The 23,261-nt window shown below is 48.4% G+C and carries 21 protein-coding genes and 1 pseudogene; 7 read left to right on the forward strand and 15 right to left on the reverse strand.

Annotation, left to right across the window (positions count from 1 at the left end):
* Window positions 1-212 precede the first annotated feature (212 nt).
* Entirely contained in the window at window positions 213-1,547 is a 1,335-nt protein-coding gene (locus ACMHKJ_RS03390) for an NCS2 family permease (protein WP_413492069.1), read from the forward strand.
* Window positions 1,548-1,583: 36 nt separating this feature from the next.
* On the opposite strand, the gene ACMHKJ_RS03395 is transcribed toward ACMHKJ_RS03390, so the two are convergent.
* Window positions 1,584-2,006, reverse strand: a complete 423-nt coding sequence (locus ACMHKJ_RS03395; RefSeq protein WP_413492070.1) for a putative signal transducing protein — start codon at window positions 2,004-2,006, stop codon at window positions 1,584-1,586.
* A 10-nt stretch (window positions 2,007-2,016) separates the two neighbouring features.
* Window positions 2,017-2,898, reverse strand: coding sequence for a LysR substrate-binding domain-containing protein (locus ACMHKJ_RS03400; RefSeq protein WP_413492071.1), 882 nt, complete (start codon window positions 2,896-2,898; stop codon window positions 2,017-2,019).
* Between the two features lie 118 nt (window positions 2,899-3,016).
* On the opposite strand from ACMHKJ_RS03400, the gene ACMHKJ_RS03405 reads away from it, so the two are divergent.
* The 4 genes from ACMHKJ_RS03405 (at window position 3,017) to ACMHKJ_RS03420 (ending at window position 6,567) form a co-directional block, all read left to right on the forward strand.
* Window positions 3,017-3,730 (forward strand): sulfite exporter TauE/SafE family protein, encoded by a 714-nt coding sequence (locus tag ACMHKJ_RS03405; protein WP_413492072.1) that lies wholly within the window; start codon window positions 3,017-3,019, stop codon window positions 3,728-3,730.
* 101 nt (window positions 3,731-3,831) lie between these two features.
* A complete protein-coding gene (locus ACMHKJ_RS03410; protein WP_413492073.1) occupies window positions 3,832-4,977 on the forward strand; it encodes a glycosyltransferase family 4 protein in 1,146 nt (381 codons plus the stop codon).
* A gap of 699 nt (window positions 4,978-5,676) precedes the next feature.
* Window positions 5,677-6,132, forward strand: coding sequence for a hypothetical protein (locus ACMHKJ_RS03415; protein ID WP_413492074.1), 456 nt, complete (start codon window positions 5,677-5,679; stop codon window positions 6,130-6,132).
* 141 nt (window positions 6,133-6,273) lie between these two features.
* Window positions 6,274-6,567, forward strand: a complete 294-nt coding sequence (locus ACMHKJ_RS03420; protein WP_413492075.1) for a DUF1883 domain-containing protein — start codon at window positions 6,274-6,276, stop codon at window positions 6,565-6,567.
* Between the two features lie 110 nt (window positions 6,568-6,677).
* Here ACMHKJ_RS03420 and ACMHKJ_RS03425 read toward each other — a convergent pair.
* The 8 genes and pseudogenes from ACMHKJ_RS03425 to ACMHKJ_RS03460 all read right to left on the reverse strand — a co-directional run.
* Window positions 6,678-7,370, reverse strand: a pseudogene (locus ACMHKJ_RS03425) (energy-coupling factor ABC transporter ATP-binding protein); the annotation flags it as partial.
* Between the two features lie 52 nt (window positions 7,371-7,422).
* A complete protein-coding gene (locus ACMHKJ_RS03430; protein ID WP_413492076.1) occupies window positions 7,423-8,265 on the reverse strand; it encodes an energy-coupling factor ABC transporter ATP-binding protein in 843 nt (280 codons plus the stop codon).
* Window positions 8,256-8,960, reverse strand: a complete 705-nt coding sequence (locus ACMHKJ_RS03435) for an energy-coupling factor transporter transmembrane component T (protein ID WP_413492110.1) — start codon at window positions 8,958-8,960, stop codon at window positions 8,256-8,258. Before ACMHKJ_RS03435 ends, ACMHKJ_RS03430 begins: the two co-directional genes overlap by 10 nt.
* Before the next feature lie 2 nt (window positions 8,961-8,962).
* Window positions 8,963-9,547, reverse strand: a complete 585-nt coding sequence (locus ACMHKJ_RS03440) for an ECF transporter S component (protein ID WP_413492077.1) — start codon at window positions 9,545-9,547, stop codon at window positions 8,963-8,965.
* Between the two features lie 65 nt (window positions 9,548-9,612).
* Window positions 9,613-10,041, reverse strand: coding sequence for a PPC domain-containing DNA-binding protein (locus tag ACMHKJ_RS03445; RefSeq protein ID WP_413492078.1), 429 nt, complete (start codon window positions 10,039-10,041; stop codon window positions 9,613-9,615).
* Between the two features lie 74 nt (window positions 10,042-10,115).
* Window positions 10,116-10,343, reverse strand: a complete 228-nt coding sequence (locus ACMHKJ_RS03450) for a sulfurtransferase TusA family protein (protein WP_413492079.1) — start codon at window positions 10,341-10,343, stop codon at window positions 10,116-10,118.
* Window positions 10,344-10,359: 16 nt separating this feature from the next.
* Window positions 10,360-11,400, reverse strand: a complete 1,041-nt coding sequence (locus tag ACMHKJ_RS03455) for a YeeE/YedE thiosulfate transporter family protein (protein ID WP_413492080.1) — start codon at window positions 11,398-11,400, stop codon at window positions 10,360-10,362.
* 143 nt (window positions 11,401-11,543) lie between these two features.
* The gene (locus ACMHKJ_RS03460; RefSeq protein ID WP_413492081.1) at window positions 11,544-11,759 is read right to left on the reverse strand and encodes a YccJ family protein; all 216 of its coding nucleotides are present in this window, start codon (window positions 11,757-11,759) and stop codon (window positions 11,544-11,546) included.
* A 371-nt stretch (window positions 11,760-12,130) separates the two neighbouring features.
* On the opposite strand from ACMHKJ_RS03460, the gene cycA reads away from it, so the two are divergent.
* The gene (cycA, locus tag ACMHKJ_RS03465) at window positions 12,131-13,528 is read left to right on the forward strand and encodes a D-serine/D-alanine/glycine transporter (protein WP_413492082.1); all 1,398 of its coding nucleotides are present in this window, start codon (window positions 12,131-12,133) and stop codon (window positions 13,526-13,528) included.
* Between the two features lie 209 nt (window positions 13,529-13,737).
* On the opposite strand, the gene putP is transcribed toward cycA, so the two are convergent.
* Entirely contained in the window at window positions 13,738-15,225 is a 1,488-nt protein-coding gene (putP, locus tag ACMHKJ_RS03470) for a sodium/proline symporter PutP (protein ID WP_413492111.1), read from the reverse strand.
* Window positions 15,226-15,846: 621 nt separating this feature from the next.
* Between putP and putA the strand changes: the two genes are divergently transcribed.
* Window positions 15,847-19,818: a trifunctional transcriptional regulator/proline dehydrogenase/L-glutamate gamma-semialdehyde dehydrogenase gene (putA, locus tag ACMHKJ_RS03475; protein ID WP_413492083.1), complete on the forward strand. Its 3,972-nt coding sequence runs from the start codon at window positions 15,847-15,849 to the stop codon at window positions 19,816-19,818.
* 327 nt (window positions 19,819-20,145) lie between these two features.
* Here putA and fliZ read toward each other — a convergent pair whose 3' ends face one another.
* The 4 genes from fliZ to ACMHKJ_RS03495 all read right to left on the reverse strand — a co-directional run.
* Window positions 20,146-20,661, reverse strand: a complete 516-nt coding sequence (fliZ, locus tag ACMHKJ_RS03480) for a flagella biosynthesis regulatory protein FliZ (RefSeq protein ID WP_413492084.1) — start codon at window positions 20,659-20,661, stop codon at window positions 20,146-20,148.
* A 57-nt stretch (window positions 20,662-20,718) separates the two neighbouring features.
* Complete coding sequence (locus ACMHKJ_RS03485) at window positions 20,719-21,441, reverse strand: RNA polymerase sigma factor FliA (RefSeq protein WP_067361652.1); 723 nt, start codon at window positions 21,439-21,441, stop codon at window positions 20,719-20,721.
* Window positions 21,442-21,783: 342 nt separating this feature from the next.
* Window positions 21,784-22,908, reverse strand: coding sequence for a FliC/FljB family flagellin (locus tag ACMHKJ_RS03490; RefSeq protein WP_413492085.1), 1,125 nt, complete (start codon window positions 22,906-22,908; stop codon window positions 21,784-21,786).
* A gap of 241 nt (window positions 22,909-23,149) precedes the next feature.
* Window positions 23,150-23,261: flagellin (locus tag ACMHKJ_RS03495; RefSeq protein ID WP_413492112.1), on the reverse strand; the 112-nt coding region annotated here is incomplete at its 5' end.

Raw genomic sequence — 23,261 nt, forward strand, 5'->3', positions numbered from 1 at the left:
TGTTTTTCTCTCACATTGATAATGTGATTTCGCGGCGTAATCCCTGTTGTGTGAGCTGCGCCGATATAAAGGTGATCCCCGCCGCAATTGTTTCAAATTACTGCGACACTACCGGATGATTACCGCCTCTGTGGGATGTTATTACGATACTGGCATTGATTATGCATTTATCAGACCAGTTATTTTCCCCCCACGGGCGACAGGAGCATAAAATGGATAATCACACACCGGAGACATGCCGGGAGACAGGTGTACTGGGACGTTTTTTCCGTTTACAGGCACACGGAACAACAGCACGTACTGAAGTGATAGCTGGCTTAACCACTTTCCTGACCATGGTATACATCGTGTTCGTTAACCCGCAAATCCTCGGCGCTGCCGGTATGGATATGCAGGCTGTTTTTGTTACCACCTGTCTGATTGCCGCTTTCGGCTGTATTCTGATGGGCTGCCTTGCTAATCTGCCGGTTGCACTGGCACCGGCAATGGGGCTGAATGCGTTTTTTGCTTTCGGCGTGGTTACCGCAATGGGTTACACCTGGCAGATAGGTATGGGTGCGATTTTCTGGGGGGCACTCGGCATGTTGCTGCTGACAGTATTCCGCATCCGCTACTGGATGATTTCCAGTATTCCGTCCGGGCTGCGGATAGGGATCACCAGCGGGATCGGGCTGTTTATCGCCATGATGGGGCTGAAAAATATCGGGCTGGTTGTCCCGAACCCTGACACGCTTGTGTCAATGGGTGACCTGACCTCACACTCCGTTTTGCTTGGCGCGCTGGGCTTTTTCATTATTACTATTCTGGCGGCACGCCGTATTCATGCGGCGGTCCTTATCTCTATTGTGGTCACCACACTGCTCGGATGGACGTTGGGTGATGTGACTTATCAGGGTATTTTCTCCATGCCGCCGGATGTGACCAGCGTGCTGGGTAAAGTGGATGTGGCTGGTGCCTTTGATATCGGTCTGGCCGGTATTATTTTCTCGTTTATGTTAGTAAACCTGTTTGACTCTTCCGGCACCCTGATCGGCGTAACAGACAAAGCCGGACTGGCAGACAAAGACGGTAAATTTCCGAATATGCAGAAAGCACTCTACGTGGACAGCATCAGTTCCGTTGTCGGCGGGTATATCGGGACATCGTCAGTAACGGCGTATATTGAAAGTACATCCGGGGTTTCTGTCGGTGGCCGGACAGGGCTGACGGCAGTTGTGGTCGGCTTCCTGTTTCTGCTGGTGATTTTTCTGTCCCCGCTGGCGGGTATGGTGCCGGCTTATGCGGTTGCCGGTGCGCTGGTTTATGTGGGGGTACTGATGACGTCCAGCCTGGCGCGGGTTAACTGGGATGATTTAACAGATGCCGTTCCCGCCTTTATTACAGCAATAATGATGCCGTTCAGTTTCTCAATCACGGACGGGATAGCCCTCGGCTTTATCTCTTACTGTGTGATGAAACTGGGCAGCGGGCGCTGGAAAGAGCTGAATCCGTGCGTGATCCTGGTTGCGCTGCTGTTTGTACTGAAATTTGTCTTTGTCGATCACTAAGCTATCCGACAGGTGGCGGTATTGTGCCGCTGCCTGTTATTCTGTCTTCTCTTTTTTATCGCGCAGATGCCGGTGCAGCGCCTTAAACGGCAATGCCAGCCCGAGTGTCAGAAAAATCAGAAAAACAAACCCGGTATTAAAATGATCTCCCGCCCGGTTTTTTACCGCCGCACAGGGTTCTGCTTCTGCCGGTTCACCGTCATCATCAATGCCATACGCACCACGGTGTAATTCATCCAGAACAGACTGAGCTTTTTCCGCATCATCGTGGCTTACCAGCAATTTCACGCCACCGACCGCCTGTGCATACATCTGATTGTTCCAGACAATATTCTCATCCAGCAGCATCACTTTAATCCCTTCAGATTCCAGTAACCCCGCTTCAATACGGGCTTCCAGCGGTGACAGATACTGCGACAATAATTCAAATTCCTCCCGCGTCGGGTGAATATTCCACATAATTCCTCCGTTATCCGGCTGCATTTCCTGTACTGAAAAGCCAGGATTCAAACGCCCGGTGTGCTACCGTTTTCTGAACGCCAACCGGTGTCAGGGCATAATAACAATAAGCATCGGTGATAATGTCGGGGAAAACAATCTGAATGTCCCCTTTTTGCAGACTGTTCTGCAACAAATTCACCGGACCAATACCAAACCCCAGCCCTGCTTTAATGGCTTCGGCTGTCACATAGAAATGATCAAACCGGTGCACACCACTGCGCGGCACATGTTTGATTTCGGCGGCTTCACACCACTTTGCCCAACTGCGGGGACGGGTCAGTGTTTCAATACACGGCATACTGAGAACATCCTGTGGCACAGAAACCGGATGACGGCTGATAAAACCGGGTGACGCCAGCAATGTGCTGTGATCACAAAAAAACGGTTTTATCTGTAATGTCGCATCAGGCTGACGGCGGATAACCAAATCATACCGCCCGGAACTCTCCTGCTCACTGCTGACCGCAGAGTCAATTCTCAGATTTATATCCGGATATTGCTGATAAAACTCAGCGATACGCGGCATCAGCCAATACAGACAAAACGATGCAGGCACACTGATGCGCAGCGGATGATTTACTCCCCCGAAGCGGTGACGGGCTGCAACATCACTCACACCTTCCAGTGCCAGAGTCAGTTCCTGCGCCAATGTCAGAGCATAAGGTGTTGCCACGCGCCGGGCGCCTTTGCGCTCAAACAACGTGACGCCGAACCAGCTTTCTGCCACCTGCACCTGTTTGCTGATAACCCCGTGAGTAACATTCAGTTTTTCTGCCGCTTCACTGAAGCTGTCACTCTGACAGGCCGCCAGAAATGCCCGTAATGCAGAGAGCGGAGGTAATTCGCGCATTAACATCCTCTTTTTATTCACAAGGGTGTGAGTTTTCAGCGCTGCAAACAAACTGAGCAGGAATTATGCTGATCCGCGCTGACCTTTTTTAATTATCGCGCAGGAAACGGATTAAAACATGAGTTATTTATTATTATCATTAACAAGCATTATCGCCGGGCTTATCAGCGGCGTCACAGGAACCGGGTCCTCATTAATTCTGATCCCGGTACTCACCACCACCCTTGGCGCAAAAGCAGCCGTTCCCGTTATGGCAATTGCCGCTCTTCCCGGAAATATTTCGCGGGTAGTTATCTGGCGGAAGAATATTGACTGGTCTGCCTTTTGCTGGTTTGCGCTGCCCGCTCTTCCGGCGGTGGTTGCTGGTGCAAATACCCTGATCGCCCTGCCGGAATCCATCCTTAACACAACGCTCGGGATCTTTTTTCTGGCACTTTGCCCCGCACGGCACTGGCTGAAACGCAACAATTTCACCCTGCGTCCGGTACATTTATCATTCTGCGGAATAGTCACCGGGTTTCTGACCGGATTAGTATTCTCCACCGGCCCGCTGATGTTGCCTCTGCTCAGCGCATACGGGTTACTCCCCGCACCTTTACTGGCAACAGAATCTGCCATTTCATTTCTGCTTTATCTGACAAAATCTGTCACATTCACCCGGCTCGGCGTCCTCACCCCGGACATCATTATCAGCGGTCTGCTCACCGGCATGATGATAGCCCTCGGCTCACTGGGCGCAAAGCGCATCGTCCTTGCTCTCCCGCCCGCATTCTATTCCCGGATCCTCGACGGCGTACTGATTGTGGCGGGGATTGGGTTGGTTTGGGGGTGATTAACATGAAAACGATACCTTAAACATGATAACCCGTTACTGTAAAACTAAAATTACTGTGCTAGCATTTATGCAAATAACCTTGATATACGGAATTCAGAATGAATAGCAAAAAAATACGGGTAGGCCTGATTATCGATGAGTTTTTTGGTGCAAATAATACCCGTTTTGGTGGATATGGCTACTTAGCGAGATACTATATAGCTAAATACCTGCCAAATGATAATTTTGAATTCGACATACTTCTGGGGAAAGGAAAAAGCCATTTCTTCGCTGAAAAACACCATACCGATGGTGTCGATCTTTATCGTCTTCCAAGACGTAACTGGTTTGCTAAGCAATGGCTGAAAAAACAAAATTATGATATCTACTTTAGTATTGAATCAACTTATGATCATGTATTAAAAAATGATCCCTCAGAAAATAAAAAATTAATTTTGTGGATCCAAGATCCAAGACCACAATATGAATGGGACGAAATTTTCACAGTAAAATTATTTCCTGAAACATCCTATTACAACCAACATCTGTATGACTTAGTTCATAACTGGTACCAGCAAAACAGAGTCAGGTTTGTAACACAAGCTTATTGCCTCAATGAAAAAGCAGTTGATTTATATCATCTGAAAAAAGATGTCAAAATTGATTACTTACCTAATCCTATCGATATAGATCACTCATTTGATCTTCATACTTTTCCGAAAAAAAATAAGGTTATTTTTTTGGGAAGAATCGCGTCAGTAAAAAGAGGATGGATTTTTTGTGAGATAGCAAAAAAAATGCCTGATTATGAATTCTTTGTATTAGGAAAAATATTCCGAGAAGATGATGAAAATCATAAAATAATGGATAACTACAAAGATATCAAAAACTTATATTTCACAGGCCATGTTGAAGGTGAAGAGAAAAATAAACACCTCAAAGAAGCAAAAATTCTTGTCAACACGTCTATTCATGAGGCACTCCCTGTCTCATTTTTAGAAGCACTTGCTTATGGCACATTACTTGTCAGCAACAGAAACCCTGATGACCTTACCTCAAAATTTGGTATCCATGTCGGGGATGTTCTTGGCGATGGTTTTGATAAAGTTGACCTTTTTGTTGATGCTATTAATCAGTTAATGAATGATGAAGAAAATCGGATGTTATTAGCAAATAAAGCTATTAATTATGTCAAGAAATACCATAATGTTCCTGATTTTATTGAAAATACACACCGAATAATAAAAGAAGAAGTAGCAAAATAAAGTTAGCATTCTGGCTGCTTTTGCAGCCAGATATCCTGACAATAAATATAGATAATAATTACCGGAGTATCCCCGATTTTCAGCTCACCATACACTCTGAGGTTCACTTATCTGCCCGGGTTTTACCAGCCACACCTTTTGCTTTCAAAAAACCGGATGACCATCCCGTAGCAAACCAAACAACCTTATCATCAGACCCTGTACATACCACACAGTGAATGGAACGGTAGCGGATCAGTAACAGGCTCGTGTACATACCTAAAAAGCAGATGACAAAACAATACCTGCTTATGTCGCTACGCGTTACAAACGCCGGTCTGATTAACTGAATTATCTTATTATGCGGGAGAAATCAACCGAATATAAACAGGCTAAATTTGTCGGCACACTCTTAATATGAGTGATGGGTACAGGTAAAAACCCGTATAACAAATAAATATCATCAGAATATTCCTGAGCAAAATTTTATAAAACCTGAAAACTCATTGTCATTTTGTTTATTATCAATCCCCGATACTGTACCCGATTTTCGTAAACATCCTAAATTATCACTATTTTGTCTATGTTATAGTGTTTTCACGGTAAATATACAGGGAACCGTATTCGATGAAGATCTGGGTTATAATAGCGTTGGTGTTCGGCTTTTCATTAACATCACATGCACACACAAATACACAGCCGGTCCCGAGAGATCAGGCAATGGCTTATATTATAAAATATTCCGGCAGTACGACTAATGCAGGTAAAGAAAAAATACTGGATCAGTTTGATACATTGATCAGCCAGCATCCTGATGATATCGCGCTGCGCGAGCTCTACAGCGACCTTCTCATTGTCGATACCCGATATGATAAAGCGATAACACAGTTAAATATTATTTATCAGGATACGCAGATTCCCTCATTAAAATTGATGGAATGCATGTTAACTGAACGGATAAAATTACCTCATAATATCTGTTACCGGGATGTGATTTCGTTATTTGAAAAAAACAATCTCAGAGATTTTAATTATCTACTGGCCTTACACCTGGGAGAATCACCTGATTTTGAGTTGCATAAAAGAGATTGGTTAGAAACGCATACACTCTCAGATGAACAAAAAAAGGTTATTGCATTAAATCCACGGGCGTTAGTTAACACCTACTATCCTTAATAGTTATTAATATGGATTATTCCTGCGTTATTTTACGTAATTAAAAACACAGGAATAGAAAATAAATGAATTCCTCCGGTGGTTACGCTAAATTAGCAACGATAATTATCTGAACCGGACGAACAAAGAAGGAACTTAGCGATGCCGTTTTTACATAAAAGAATGCACCTGACCGCTGGTGATACCATCGTGGTCGATTGTGGGCGCCCTTGTAATGTCTTAATGATGACTAAAATGAATTTTAATCAGTTCCGTAATGGTATGCCGTTCCGGACACATGGCGGAAGCGGGTTCTTCCATGAGTTACCGGCCAGAATGGTCGTACCTTTCGATGCCGACTGGAATATTACGATGGATATTGAAGAAGGTGCGCTGACCGTCGAGCACTCAATTTCTGTCGAGCCCTGCGCGAATAAAGCAATAGCAAAAAAATAGCCCACAGATGCAGATATAACAAATGCGCCCTTTTTTTAGGGGAATTTTGTTTAACCCGACAACATTAAAGATGCAGCAACGACCCTGCAGTCCGAATGAATAAGACTATATTATTCTGTTTTTGGTGATAATGCCCTGCGTAATGAATGCAGCGTCGGTGCCGGTAATACGCCGGGAGATTGCAGCTGCGGGTGATAAAGCACATCCTGCGCAGAGCCGTCTGCAATTATTTTGCCGGCCTCAAGATGTACGACCCGCGGAAAGTGCCGGGCAATAAAATCAAAATCATGGCTGATAGCCAGGATAGCGGTTCCGGCGGCCTGCTGTAATGCCAGCCAGGATTCAAAACGCATAAGCCAGAACGCATCAAAATCCCGCCCCGGCTCATCCAGTAATAAAAATGAGGGTGCCGCCGCACTCAGCCCGGCAACCGCCACCATCCGGCGCTGACCGGCATGTAAATCCAGAGGATGAAGCTGTATAACATCATCCAGCCCGCAATCCGTTATTGCCTGTAGTGTCCGCCGCTTTATCTCTGCTGCCGGTAATTTCCGCCGCTGCAACCCGAAAGCCACCTCATCATAGACTGTGCTGTGAAAAATCTGATGCTCTGCCTCCTGAAACAATACACCGATATGGTCTGCGCGCCGGGCGGCGGTGTAATCTGTCAGTTCCTGCCCGCGAAATAATGCGCGGCCTGCATCCGGGCGCAATAATCCGGCAGCAAGACGCAGTAATGTGGATTTACCCGCGCCATTATCTCCCGCCAGCGCCACCCATTCCCCCGGGGCGATCGTCAATGACAGTTGAGTGATACAATTTTGCATCGCCCCCGGCCAGCCATAACTCAGACTCTCAAGGTGTAACATGATTTTCCTTAAAGGCAGCGATCAGTGCCGCATCATCCTGCGGAACTGAGCTTTTCCAGCGTCCGCTTAACATCAGTTGCCCTGCCAGTCGCCAGGCATCCGGCATCATGATCACCGGCAGTGCGGCAGTAAAAATGGTCTGCAAAGAGCCTGTTGCCGTAAGCTTACCCTGCTCAAGCAAAAAGAATTGATCACAATAATCCGCCGCCGGGAATAATGTGCGCTCAAACAAAATGACACTGCATCCGAATGCATCCGAATACTGTTTTAAATTCATCAGGATTGTATGCGCCATTGCGGGAGTCATCCTGCTGAATGCCTCATCGAGCAGTAACAACGCTGGTCGCATCGCCAGTGCCCCTGCAATCACCACCCGCTGAGCTTCCCCGCCGGATAAGGTTGCCGGATGCCGGTGACGCAATGTGTCACACTGCGTCAGCCGCAGTGCGTCATTCACCCGCAGCTCAATCTCTTGCGAAGGTAATCCCAGATTTTCCGGTCCGAACGCTACTTCCTGCTCAACACTGAATGCACAACCGGATAACTGCAACTGCGGTGATTGCTGTACCAGTTGCCGGTAAGCGGCTGTCTGAACAAGGGAATGCGTGCCGGGTGTCATGCCCTGAATGTCCGCCGTGCCGGTCAGTGTTCCGGGCAACAGTTCCGGAAACCAGCCACACAATACCTGCGCCAGGGTACTCTTCCCGCTGCCGTTTCCACCCAGTACCGCCGCCCACTCACCTGCCGCCAGCCGGAAATCAGACAGCGAAAGCGCAGTCTGTTCCGCACCTTTTGGTGTAAACGCAACATTCTGTAAATTTACCACCACAGGCGAATGCCTCCTTCAATCAGGATCAGGAACAGTAATCCGTAACGCGCTATTTTCTGCATACGGCTGTCCGCGGGCGCATTCAGTGTGGTGCGCCGGGAAACCGCACGAAATCCGCGCATATCCAGGGCCGCACCCCGCACTGCCAGCTCACTCAGCGTGTGACCCGCCAGCGGCAAAATCAGTGCAGGCAGCGAGGTTAACCGCTGCCATATATTGCCATCCAGAGGTACTCCGCGGGCAAGTTGTGCCTCACGGATAATGCCCAGTTGTCGCCGGAGCTGCTCTGCCAGCAATAGCGGACCTGCAAGCAGATAGGCAAAACTCACCGGCAGACGACTGGCAAACAGTGCGCGGATAAAGCGTTCTGTTGTCACATATTGCAGCCATAATTGCGCACCGCTGATAATTGCCAGCAGTCTGAACCACAGGGCAATGGCATACGCCTGACGACTGTTATCTGGTGTTACACCTGTCAGCCAGTGCGCCAGCCAGCCACTGTGGATAAGCCACAGCCCTGCCGCCATCGGAAGCATCAGCCAGACCACAAATTTTGCGCGGTGCCGGGATGCAGGCCAGATAATCAGCGCCGCAAAGGTCGCGCAACTGACAGCGGACAACAACCAGCCAAAAGATAAAAATAGTACCCCGGCACTCAGCCACAGCCAGAGTGTCAGGGCGGTAAACGGGTGCAGCATTACCGCACCCACGCCATATGCGGGAAGTTTCGCTGTGCGCGCTGCGGCAACCTGCGTACCAGTAGCCAGGCGATCAGCGCTGATAAAATTTTATCTGCCAGATTCACGCCGATCACGGTAACCGCAACTGATTCAATCAGATTGTCACCGACGGCATGCAAATACGCGACAAAGAAATCCGCCCCGCTGCCGGTTGTTCCGGCAAATAAATACGTGCGGATTGGAACCGCGATCACCGTCAGCGCCAGAGTTATCACCACGCCGGAGACAATAACACGCGGCAATGACCGGAACCATCCGGCGCGAGCCATCAGACCGGCACTGAGACCTATCATCATCGAGACAGGTGCAAATGCGGCGGCAACCGGTCCGCTTAGTAATCCCCACAACAAGTTAGTTAATAATCCGCTGAGTATTGCCACCCACGGACCTGCCAGCAGTGCGCAAATAATGGTGCCGATTGAGTCCAGGAAAACCGGTAGTTTCAGTGTTGAGCTAAGTTGCCCGCCAATCATATTAATGGCGATTGCGACAACAATAAGAACAAGTGTACGGCTGGAAAGCAGAGGTTGTGATGCGTTCATACAGGCACCTTTATTGATCACAGTTAGTTGACGATATTATTGTTTTGAGATTACTGTTTTTGAGATTATTGTTTTGGTCTTACCACCAGCTCTTCATACCCTGAGTGCGGGCACATTTCACGCGTGAAAATAACCTGCTCCAGTTCGCCGATAATTAACTCAAGTGTGGTGCGCACCGTACAGTCCGGCATCATATGCCCGCCACGTGTGTGCCCGTTTTCATCCGACACACAAAGATGCAGGTGTTCACCCTGAGCATCCAGCGTACCGATCAGTGAGACAATTTCGAATTTCCCTGTCAGATAATCTATTTTTTCCTGTCCGGCAAAGCGCAGCGCGACATTCGTCAGGCTACCGACACACCCGGCAATAAAAGCAGATTGCAGATGATGCTCTTGCACATACCGATGCAGTACCGGCAGAACATCATCTCCGGGTAATAAACGCAGTGCGAGAAAACGCGCACCGGAAAGAGGTGTGAGTGTTGATTTCATTGAATATCCCTGTAAATACACAATATTAGCGGCATATTTTTATATTTATTATGCCGCATTTTTTCCGGACTTTTTCAGCCTTTTTTAATTGCCATTTGCCACTGTGCATCACCAATTTGTTCAAAATCAGTAACATCATGCCCTGCTTCAGCCGCCCAGCGCGGAATATTTTCAGTTGCCTGTGCGCAATCATATTTAATAACCAGCAAATCACCGGTTAATAGTGTTTCAATGGCTTTTTTAGCTTCAATTAACGGGAACGGACACAAATGCCCGCGGGTATCTAATTCCAGCGTATTCATAGTTTCACCTTATTAATTACTTTATTTTCTGAGGACGAATAATCGTAAAATAACTGATAAGCCAGCTACCCAGGATAATGCACGGAATAAACGCCCAGCCCTGCCAGGAGAACCAGGCGGTATTGACCAGTGTGTTTCCCAGCATACAGCCACCGGCTAATCCGCTGCCGACGCCCATTAATAATCCGCCCGCCAGGCTTTTTATCATGACCGGCACACCCGGACTTCGCATACGGAATTCCCGGCTGCCTTTTGCGGCAATAAAAGCCCCGGCAAAAATACCAATAAGAAGATATCCCGCCCAGTTAAAGAATTTCAGGTCGCCGGATGTGATTAATGAAAATAACTGCGCACTCGGCCCGCTTATTCCTAATCCGCCCACGCGGCCGTCAGCCAGGCTTGAAGGCCAGGCGAGCAGAGCAATAATGCCGATAATAAGTGCCGATATAAACGGGTGCCAGCGCGCCTCAAATAAAATATGTGCAATGCCGGTTTTCCGGGCTTTCATTTTCGGTATTTTGACGGATTTAAATTTATTCAGATGCCGGGTGACCAGAACAAGAGTCAGCAGCACTAAAATAAATATCGCAATATAAGGCGGGATATTAAATGTTTGCGTGATAGTTGCGGAATCCAGTGCTGGCGTGGTCACCGGAGAAAAAAAAGATTTCGCCACAGGCCGGCGGATAAACCAACTGGCAATAATAAACCCGCCAACTGCAATAATGCTACCGGCAAGCCCTTCTGCCGCGCGGTAATATGCACCTGTTGAGCAGGAGCCGGCAAACGCCATTCCCATACCAAACAGTAACCCGCCGACAAGTGTTGCCAGCCACGGGAAAGCCCCACCGGGAAGTTGCGCGATACCAAAATAGGAAAAGGTGAAAAGACCAATACTCTGAACGGAGATAACAATCAGAATAGCAATAAGCATTCTGCTGTCACGGAAAAGATAGAGATCACGCAGACCACCGGCCAGACAAAAACGGCCGCGCTGCATAACAAAACCCAGTAATACCCCTAAGAATAGACCGGATAGATGAGATAAACTTATCATAGACATCGCTCCTTTAAGGGCAATATCTTAGCGTAAAAATCTTTTGATTATTTATGAGAGATCACAGAAAACAAAAATAATATTTTTATGTCCGGGGAATAACCACTATCCACCGCAACAAACGGCGGATAATGGTTCAAAAATTATACATTTTTTCTCTCAATGGTTTCCTCACCCCAGTATAATCTGTCAGCATCTGTTTTGGAGAATGCCAGTGGCAGCACCTCATCAGAGCCCTCTTCCCAGATTTGTTCTGCTAAAACTTCGTTATTACCGGCCAGTTCAAAGATAGCCTGTGCAATTTCAACAGAGGTTTCACGGGTTTTTGCCCACGCCGCAATATCATGTGGATCTTTCATTGTCTGACTCCTTAGTTTCATCCGCTGAGATTTAAATGCTGCAAACGTATATCGGAAACAGACTGAGTATAGCCGGGAAATACCCTAAATATACTATTCTGACTCACAGCCGTTAATTTTGCTCTTCCCATTAATGTTATTAAATAAATTGTAACTTCCGCTGCCTTAAACCCGGAATTTCGTTATTTATTCACCTATAAAAAAACTAATCCGACAATCGATGTCATTCATAATAAAAACCATCAACCCACTGAATTCTCCGGAAAATTCCGCGTTACTCGCTCTGAGAAATGTGTCACACTATTTTGTGACAATCCTGTTTTTGGATTAAAAAAAATAATAGTTACTTTTTTAATATACCGGATATCTTTATGGACGAAAATACACCTGTCACACCCGCGGTAACCGCGCCCCGGGGTGAACTTAAACGCAGTCTGACCAACCGCCATATTCAGCTTATTTCTATCAGCGGGGCTATCGGCACCGGGCTGTTTATGGGATCAGGAAAAACTATTTCGCTGGCAGGTCCCTCGGTTTTATTTGTATATATGATTATCGGATTTGTCCTGTTCTTTGTCATGCGGGCAATGGGCGAAATTCTTCTCTCAAACCTTAATTATAAATCGTTCAGTGATTTTGCCGGTGACCTGATAGGTCCCTGGGCCGGTTTTTTTGTGGGATGGACTTACTGGTTCTGCTGGGTAATTACCGGGATTGCCGATGTGGTGGCGATCACCGGCTATATTATGCACTGGGCACCTGACTTTCCGCGCTGGGTCAGCTCCCTGCTCTGCATTCTGCTGTTGCTGTCTCTTAATCTTGCGACCGTGAAATTATTTGGTGAGATGGAATTCTGGTTTTCAATGATAAAAATTGTCGCCATTGTTGCACTGATTATTATCGGCGCATTTCTTATCGGCACACACTTTGTCTCACCGGAAGGGCATCAGGCAGCGCTGTCAAATATCTGGTCTGACGGAGGTATGTTCCCGAAAGGGATTATCGGCTTCTTTGCAGGGTTCCAGATAGCCATATTTGCGTTTGTCGGTATTGAACTGGTGGGGACTGCGGCAGCCGAAACCCGTGATCCGACCAAAGCTCTGCCCCGCGCGATTAATGCGATCCCGTTTCGTATCATTGCATTCTATGTGCTGGCACTGATCATTATTATGTCGGTAACGCCGTGGCGCTCTATTCCGGCGGATAAAAGCCCGTTTGTTGAACTGTTTATTATGATGGGGATCCCGGCGGCAGCCAGTCTGGTGAATTTTGTGGTATTAACCGCCGCCGCGTCATCTGCTAACAGTGGTGTGTTCTCCACCAGCCGGATGTTATTCGGGTTATCAAAACAGGGCAGCGCACCAAAACAGTTTCGTCAGTTATCGAAACAAGCTGTTCCGGCGACCGGGCTGATTTTCACCTGCATCTGCCTTTCCGTCGGGGTTGTACTGCTCTATTTTATCCCGGATGTGATGCATGTGTTCACCCTGGTGACAACCGTATCGGCTATCCTGTTTATGTTTATCTGGAGCATGATCCTGTGCAGCTATCTGGCTTACCGCCGGCGCCGTCCGGAATTACACCTTGCCTCTGCATATAAAATGCCGTTCGGTCGCTGGATCCCCTGGGTCTGCCTGGCGTTTTTTGCCTTTGTGATTGTGCTGTTAACCCTGGAGCCGGATACCCGCCAGGCACTGATCGTCACACCATTATGGTTTGTGCTGCTGGCAGTCGGCTACCGACAGGTGAAAAAACATCGTAGTCTGTAAAATACGATAAAAAAATCCCGGCGCAGTCTGTACTGTGCCGGGATTTTTTATACCACGAAATATTTATACATACAGAATGTTTATACCCAACGTCATTCGGGATGCAGGAAGACGGTAAGGGAAGATAGCCGGGGAGCATACATTAGCATGTGACCCCGCTGGCTTCACGCCGCCAACGAACCTCCGGTTTGAATGAATAAGGGTATCGGCTATTCTGCGTGACCAAGATAGCGTTTCTCAGCCTGAGCAAAACGTTCCTGCGCCGTTTTACCCGGTGCTTTCCCTGCCAGACTGACAACCACTATGGCAATCGCCGCCAGGATAAAGCCCGGAATAATTTCATATAAATCAAACCATTTATATTCCATCCAGAGAAGAACAGTCACCGCTCCGGTAAACATGCCCGCCAGTGCGCCGTTGCGGGTCATGCGCTGCCAGATAACCGAGAACAGCACAACCGGTCCGAATGCGGCACCAAACCCGGCCCATGCATTACTCACTAACCCGAGCACTTTATTATTTTTGTCACTGGCGATATAGATGGCAATCACCGCAATCACCAGCACCATAATGCGCCCGACCATCACCATCTCTTTTTGTGAGGCATTTTTACGGAAGAACGGCTTATAGATATCTTCTGTCAGCGCACTGGCACTAACCAGTAACTGGCAGCTCAGCGTACTCATTACCGCCGCAAGAATAGCGGACAACAGAATACCGGCTATCCACGGATTAAACAGGATCGCCGTCAGGCTCATAAAGATGCGCTCACGATTTTCAGTCACCGCACCGGCAAGTGACGGGTTTTGCTCGAAAAAAGCGATCCCGAAGAAGCCCACACAGACGGTACCGAGCAGGCAGAGCACCATCCAGGTCATGCTGATGCGGCGTGCGCTGCGGATAGTATGGTGTGAATCCGCTGCCATAAAGCGCGCCAGAATATGCGGCTGCCCGAAATATCCCAGCCCCCAGCCCAGCAATGAAACTATCGCGATAACATCCAGCCCGCGGAACATATCCACATACGCCGGGCTTTTTGCTTCAATAATCGCCAGCGCAGTGTCAAACCCGCCGACAGAAACAATCACCATAACGGGGGTCAGGATCAGGGCGAAAATCATCAGTGTTGCCTGCACCGTGTCTGTCCAGCTCACGGCCAGAAAACCGCCGAGGAACGTATAGGCGATTGTCGCACCTGCCCCGATCCACATGGCTTTTTCATAGCTGATGCCAAAGGTGCTTTCAAACAGCAGACCACCCGCCACAATACCGGATGCGCAGTAAATAGTGAAAAAGATTAAGATCACAGCAGCGGACACAATACGCAGAATGCGGCTTTTGTCCTCAAAACGCTGAGTGAAATAATCCGGCAGTGTCAGCGCATTGTTTACCTCTGTCTGTAACCGCAGGCGTCCGGCGACAATCCGCCAGTTCAGCCACGCCCCCAGACATAAGCCGATGGCTATCCAGGATTCTGAAATACCGGAGAAAAAGACCACGCCGGGCAAGCCCATCAGCAGCCAGCCGCTCATATCAGACGCACCTGCCGATAATGCGGTAACAAAACTACCCATCCGGCGACCGCCGAGAATATAGTCATCAAATGTGGTGGTGGAGCGGTAAGCCATATAGCCGATGAACAGCATACCGAAGATGTAGACAGTAAATGTCACCAGCAACGGTGTTGTCAGCGTCATATTCATAGTTGAGTTCCTGTACTGAATTTATAATCCGTCATTACATCAGCATTGCGTGTACAGGCTCGCCTGCCCGCTGCATGATGGCAATTCCCGCCGGAGAAGCAAAGTATCACTGTGTTACACACGGTGACTTCTTTCTCCGACCGGTACAGATATTGCCCCGTTAATCATTATTTTTATCTGCCGGTAATGTGTTGTGTTCAGCTTGATAGTAACGACAACAACAATAAAATAACAATTAATTAACGATACTGAAGTGAAAATTCGTGACTTTCATCACGAGAGTGATCATCAGTTTACGATGATATCAATCACTTGATTTAATCATTATACGCCTTTAAATAACCAATATACTATTGTTATATAATGGTTTTATTTTAACCAATACGGGTTATTTATTAATCATTCCATATTAATGGTATTAAACAGCGATATTATTCACACTTTAGACATCCTTTTATTTAACAACGTTGCACAAAGTTGCAACCTAATAGATATTGATGTGTAACTTAGACCTTTATTCATTCCGGATGCAGGCAGGCGGCAGCCAGCGAACCTGCTGTTTGGCGGTTTGAATGAACAAGGGTACAGAACTGATGCTGTTTATGAGGAGTCAATATGGCGAGTACCACAATGGGTGTAAGGTTGGATGATGAAACCCGCGAACAGATTAAACTGGCGGCACAAAAGATTGACCGGACTCCGCACTGGCTTATCAAACAAGCTATTTTTGAGTATCTCGCACAGCTCAGTGCTCAGCCGGAAAGTAAACTGCCTGAACCCGGAGACAATACATCCGGGGATGAAGCAGAACTGACAGCACATCCGGTTGCTTATCAGCCATTTCTTGAATTTGCCGGAGATATTCTGCCGCAGTCCGTAAAACGGGCAGCCATCACTTCCGCTTACCGTACACCGGAGCCGGAAGCGGTGTCGATGCTGCTCCCTCCGGCGCAGTTGTCCCCGGAACAAGCGAAGGCAACCTGTAAACTGGCTTACGGGCTGGCTGAAAAACTGCGTAATCAGAAAAACAGCAGCGGACGTGCCGGTCTGGTACAGGGATTACTACAGGAATTTTCACTCTCCTCTCAGGAGGGGATCGCGCTGATGTGCCTGGCGGAAGCACTACTGCGTATTCCGGATAAAGCCACGCGTGATGCGCTTATCCGCGATAAAATCAGTACCGGTGACTGGAATTCACACCTCGGACAGAGTAAATCCATGTTTGTGAATGCTGCCACCTGGGGATTGCTGTTTACCGGCAAACTGGTGGCGACACACAATGAAGCGAAGCTGGCAGGCTCCCTTAACCGGATACTGAGCAAAAGCGGCGAACCGCTGGTGCGCAAAGGCGTAGACATGGCAATGCGCCTGATGGGCGAGCAGTTTGTCACCGGCGAAACGATTGCACAAGCGCTGGCGAATGCCCGTAAAAATGAAGCACGCGGGTTCCGCTACTCTTATGACATGCTGGGTGAAGCCGCACTGACAGAAGCAGATGCACAGGCTTATCTTCTTTCTTATCAGCAGGCTATCAATGCTATCGGCAAGGCGTCGGGCGGGCGCGGAATTTATGAGGGGCCGGGAATTTCAATTAAACTCTCTGCCCTGCATCCGCGTTACAGCCGCGCGCAGTATGACCGGGTGATGGATGAATTGTATCCGCGCCTGCTGAGTCTGGTACTGATGGCGCGCCAGTATGATATCGGGATTAATATTGATGCCGAAGAAGCTGACCGGCTGGAGATCTCCCTCGATTTACTGGAAAAACTCTGCTTTGACCCGCAACTGGCGGGCTGGAACGGGATAGGTTTTGTTATCCAGGCGTATCAGAAACGCTGCCCGGCAGTCGTGGATTATCTTATTGATCTCGCCTCGCGCAGTCAACGCCGCCTGATGATCCGCCTGGTAAAAGGCGCGTACTGGGACAGCGAAATCAAACGCGCCCAGGTGGATGGATTAGAAGGATACCCTGTTTATACACGCAAGATTTATACGGATATCTCGTATCTTGCCTGCGCACGCAAGCTGCTGTCTGTACCAAATCTGATTTATCCGCAGTTTGCCACACATAATGCCCATACACTTTCAGCGATTTATCATCTGGCGGGCAATAATTACTATCCGGGACAATATGAATTTCAGTGCCTGCACGGCATGGGTGAGCCACTGTATGAGCAGGTGGTCGGTAAAATCGCTGACGGCAAACTGAACCGTCCGTGCCGCGTGTATGCACCGGTCGGAACACATGAAACACTGCTGGCTTATCTGGTGCGCCGCCTGCTGGAAAATGGCGCGAATACCTCGTTTGTTAACCGGATCGCTGACGGCAATATCCCGCTGGAAACCCTGGTGGAAGATCCGGTGAAAGAGGTTCTGTCTATAGCGGAAAAAGAGGGTGCCGTTGGTCTTCCTCACCCTAAAATTCCGCTGCCGCGTCAGTTATTCGGCAATTCACGGGTCAATGCCGCCGGTCTTGATCTGAGTAACGAACACCGCCTGGCGTCACTCTCCTGCGCCCTGCTCAGCCGCGCCGGTGACCCACTTTATTGTGAGCCGCTGATCGGCGGTGATTTTGTATCAGCATCCCCGGTTGATCGGCTGCCGGTCAGAAACCCGGCTGATCATAATGATATTGTCGGGCATGTGCGCCCTTGCGCAGAAGATGAGGTCGACAACGCACTTGCCACTGCTGAACAAGCCGCCGGTATCTGGTTTGCGACACCAGCGGAAGATCGCGCGGCAATTCTGTGCAAAGCGGCACAGCTTATGGAAGCAGGGCTCCAGCCACTGCTGGGAATTCTGGTGCGCGAAGCCGGGAAAACCTACGCCAATGCCATCGCTGAGGTCCGCGAAGCGGTTGATTTTCTGAATTATTATGCCACACAAGTGCGGACACATTTTGCCAATGATACCCATCGCCCGCTGGGACCTGTGGTCTGTATCAGTCCGTGGAACTTCCCGCTGGCCATTTTTACCGGGCAGATAGCCGCTGCTCTTGCTGCCGGAAACCCGGTACTGGCAAAACCGGCAGAGCAGACCCCGCTGATAGCCTCTGTTGCTGTCGCACTACTGCATCAGGCAGGCGTGCCGCGTGATGTACTGCAACTGCTGCCGGGCGAAGGTGAAACCACCGGCAACCAGCTTGTATGCGACCCGCGTGTTCAGGGCGTGATGTTTACCGGCTCGACCGCGGTTGCAAAAATTTTGCAACGCAATCTGGCTGCACGGCTCTGCACAGAAGGCCGGGTTATCCCGTTGATCGCGGAAACCGGCGGGCTGAATGCCATGATTGTGGATTCCTCTGCGCTGACCGAACAGGTTGTCACTGATGTGATAAGTTCTGCCTTTGACAGTGCCGGACAGCGCTGTTCGGCGCTGCGCCTGCTTTGTATTCAGGAAGATGTGGCTGATCGCACCATCACCATGCTTAAAGGTGCGATGGCGGAATGCCGGGCAGGAAACCCGGAAATACTTGCCACAGATATCGGGCCGGTAATTGATGAAGAGGCTCACAACAGCATTCGCCAGCATATTCAGCTGATGCGCAGCAGAGGCAAATCCGTGTATCAGGCAGCATTCGCAATGGATACCGGTTTGCCGCAGTTGCTGAACGGCACCTTTATTCCGCCGACACTGATTGAGCTGGATGATGTAACCGAACTGACGCAGGAAATTTTTGGTCCGGTACTGCATGTGGTGCGCTATCCGCGTGACAGTCTGGCAGACCTGACGGCGAAAATTAATGCCGGCGGTTACGGGCTGACATTCGGAATTCATACACGAATCGATGAAACCATCACGCAACTGACACAGCAGATTGACGCCGGAAATATTTATGTAAACCGTAATATTGTCGGTGCAGTGGTCGGCGTTCAGCCATTCGGCGGCGAGGGACTTTCCGGCACCGGGCCGAAAGCCGGCGGGCCGCTCTATCTCCACCGCCTGCTTGCGGAACAACCCGATGATTCCGTAATGAATGCCCTGGCAGAAATTGATAACAGTGCCGCACCGGATGTCACTCTGCGCACACAGTTACAACTGCCGTTCAATGCATTCTGTACCTGGCTGCAATCACAACACCGGGATGATGTTCTGCCCGCGGTAGCCCGCTACGGCACACTGTCACAAGCCGGAACCTGCCGCCTGTTACCGGGACCGACCGGTGAGCGCAACAGTTATTATCTGCTGCCGCGCGGTACGGTTCTCGGGTTAAATGACACAGAGCATGATGCACTACTGCAACTGGGCGCGACACTTGCCACCGGTTGCAGCCAGCTATTCGCGGACACAGAGCACACCCGCGCACTGTATAACCGGCTGCCGGATGCTGTCCGCTCACAGGTAACACTTGCAGCGGATTGGGCTACGGAGACTGTTGATTTTAACGGGGTTATTTTCCACGGAGACAGTGACAAACTGCTGGCAGTAAACCGGGAAATTGCATCGCGCCCGGGGGCAATTGTCCCGGTCGCCGGTTTAAACTACGGCGAAACGCATATTCCGCTGATGTTGTTAATGCATGAACGGGCGGTCAGTGTGAATACTGCTGCCGCAGGCGGAAATGCCAGCCTGATGACCATTGGCTGATAAATAATAACCCATTGATTTTAGATGAAAATATACACTCTGAATAATTCGGGATGCATGTATACCCAACGTCATTCAGAATGCAGGCAGTCGGTAAGCTCCGACCGCCGGGGAGCATACATCAGTATGTGACCCGGCGGTCGGAACGTAGCCAACGAACCTGCTGCTTGAATAAATAAGGTATATACTCTAAATAATTCGGGATGCCTGCAGGCGACAAGCTCAGACAGACGGGGAGCATACATTAGTATGTGACCCAGCTGGCTGAGCGCAGTCAACACCCAGTCATCCTGAAGTATGACGAGTATAAAAGTCAGGCTCTGTAACTCAGTGCCCTTTACCCTGCCAGTGCAGATACTGTTCGTACTTGCGCAGTGCAATATTGTAGTTACTCAGTGCGGAGTCAGATAAATCTTCACTCAGCTGTGCCTGAATAATTTCAGTTGAAAATGCAGTAGTGGTCGGGAACGCTTTCGAGGAAAGCAACTCGTCCAGGCGGCGTAAGCGGACAACATATTCGCGTACGGTGCTGTGGCTCATTTCAGTTTCTTCAAACAGATACTGTTTAAATGCCATAATATCGAAATAATCTGTCGCGCTGTTGCAGTAAATTTCGCTGCAAAAACGGCACAGTGCCACAAATTTGTCCTGCAACCCCATCCAGACAGTGTCATCGATCATATCCGTCATTTCAGAAATGGCTTCTTTATTGATCAACTGACCATTAAACACCAGTGAGATGCGGTCGAGAGTTTTCTGGCAGTGACTGCAGTGGGTCTGGCTATGTTTAAAATCTTTAATATAACGGCTTACAGGCCGTTTCTTTTGTTTTGAAACAGACATAATTCTGGCGCCTTGTGTAGTCTAGTCTAATAAAATAAATCAAAGATAAAGTCAAAGTTACTTCATGGATTTTAAGCGGGCCCGCAGCCTTTTTATTGCCTGGCTGTGTAACTGGCTGACGCGGGATTCCCCTACGTCCAGCACTGCGCCTATCTCCTTAAGGTTCAGCTCTTCCTGATAGTAAAGAGTCAAAACCAGTTTTTCACGTTCAGGCAGTTGTTTTATCGCCTCAACCACCTGGTGACGCAAACTTTCGTCTACCAACAAACCGAGCGGGTTTCCCCCGTCTTCATCATCACGGACGGGTTCGCAACTCTCGCCGTGGATCTCGTGCCACTCATCATAGGAAAATAGCTGGCTGTTATTAGTGTCAGTTAACACCTGACGATATTCCGCTATATCCATTTCTAATGAGTCAGCAATCTCCTGTTCGGTGGCGGTGCGCCCTAATGACTGCTCTAATGCCCGCACCGCTTTCGTTATTTCCCGCGCCTGACGGCGCACACTGCGGGGTGCCCAGTCTCTTCCCCGCAATTCATCCAGCATTGCACCACGAACCCGTTGCACCGCGTAGGTCGCAAATGTCGCGCCCTGCATGGCGTCAAACCGTTCAACCGCATGCAGTAAGCCGATACCTCCGGCCTGAATTAAGTCGTCAATATCAACGCTTGCCGGTAATCTTACCTGCAATTTCAGGGCTTCGTGCCGGATAAGGGGATAATAACGTTCCCACAGGCTATTTTTGTTGATAACACCTTCGGCGGTATACAAATCACTCACAACCTGAAAACCCTTCGAGTTTCATGAAAGGCTTTTATTATCGTGCCCGAAAAAGAATTCAATCCGGTGAGTAGTGAGGTAAATCACGCCTTATTTGCCTTATCCTAAATCACCTCATTAACAAATAGCAATACTCTCTTTCATATTTAGCATCTTTTTTTCAAAATCACGGTTATTTTATATGATAAAAAGAAAAATAGATGTTCATTGATAGAATAAAAACACAAATAGTTAGAACATTATTTGTTCTGTTATGGGTAACAGATATAAAAAAAGGTCAGAATATTCTGACCTTTCAAATATATTAACGCTATTACGTATATAGACGTATATAGACGTATATTAACGTAACAGACTCAGAACACCGTTAGGAACCTGGTTTGCCTGTGCTAACACAGCAGTACCTGCTTGTTGCAGGATCTGGCCACGGCTCATGTTAGAAACTTCAACTGCGAAGTCTGCATCCTGGATGCGGCTGCGTGCAGCGGTGAGGTTGTTAACAGAGTTGCTCAGGTTGTTGATGGTAGACTGCATACGGTTCTGGATAGCACCCAGGTCTGAACGCAGGCCGTCAACAGTTGCCAGTGCTTTATCTAAAGTATCCAGTGGATTCAGTGCGTTAGTCGCAGTTTCATCAAGAACAGCGCCGGCAGTAAATGCAACAGTGGCTTTATCCGTCGCGGTAGCACCTTCTGTAATTGTTTGTGTTGCTGTCAGAGTAACGCTTTCGCCTTTATCATTTTTACCGACAACATATACTTCTGTTGCGCTTGCTTTACCATCTGCATCTAATTTTTGATAAACTTTAGCATCAGTAATGTTCGCACCGCCAGCCTGCAGTTTATTAGCTTCTGTCTGAACAGTTGTAGAATCAACAGGCAGACCTTTGCTATATTTCTGTGCGCTGTAATCCATTTCTTTACCGAAATCATTACCTGAGCTCGCATCAAAACCTTTAACACCTAAGACTTCGGTATCAATTTTTTTCAGGTCAATACCGATAGTTTCTTTATCGTTAGTACCAACCTGAATCTTCATTGAAGTATCCTGGCTCAGTACTTTCACGCCGTTGAACTGAGTCTGTTCAGAAATACGGTTGATTTCGTCCAGGCGTGCTTTGACTTCTTTATTGATTGACGCTAAGTCGCTCTTGGAGTTAGTGCCGTTTTGCGCCTGAACAGTCAGTTCACGAACACGCTGTAAGTTATCGTTGATTTCGTTAACAGCACCTTCAGCGGTCTGTGCGATAGAGATACCGTCGTTGGCATTACGTGCAGCCTGAGTCAGACCTTTAACGTTTGAAGTGAAGCGGTTGGCAATTGCCTGGCCTGCTGCATCGTCTTTTGCACTGTTGATGCGTGAACCTGAAGACAGACGCTCGATTGCAGAACCCAGCACACCCTGTGAACGGTTTAAGTTGCTCTGAGTAGTCAGAGACAGAATATTAGTATTGATGACTTGTGCCATGATATATGTCCTTGTTATTGAAAATAATAAACAGCATTTATCTGTTTGGGTTTCTGATTTTCGCCAGTAATAACACTATCGGCACCCGGACAGGTCACTTTAGTTTTTTTAGTAAATATTTTTATAAAATCGTCGGGAAAAATTTGTCATCAGGCATAAAAAAAGCCGGAACTGAGGTTCCGGCCAAACTTTAAAACAGAGGAATGCTTTGATTTATTGGTATAATTTGTCCGTTACCGGATTAACGCAGTAAGCTCAGTACCGACTGCGGCACCTGGTTTGCCTGTGCCAGCACAGATGTACCTGCCTGCTGCAGAATCTGACCACGGCTCATATTTGATACTTCAGTGGCG

The sequence above is a fragment of the Morganella psychrotolerans genome, from assembly GCF_965118875.1.
In the GTDB taxonomy this organism is placed as follows: domain Bacteria; phylum Pseudomonadota; class Gammaproteobacteria; order Enterobacterales; family Enterobacteriaceae; genus Morganella; species Morganella psychrotolerans_C.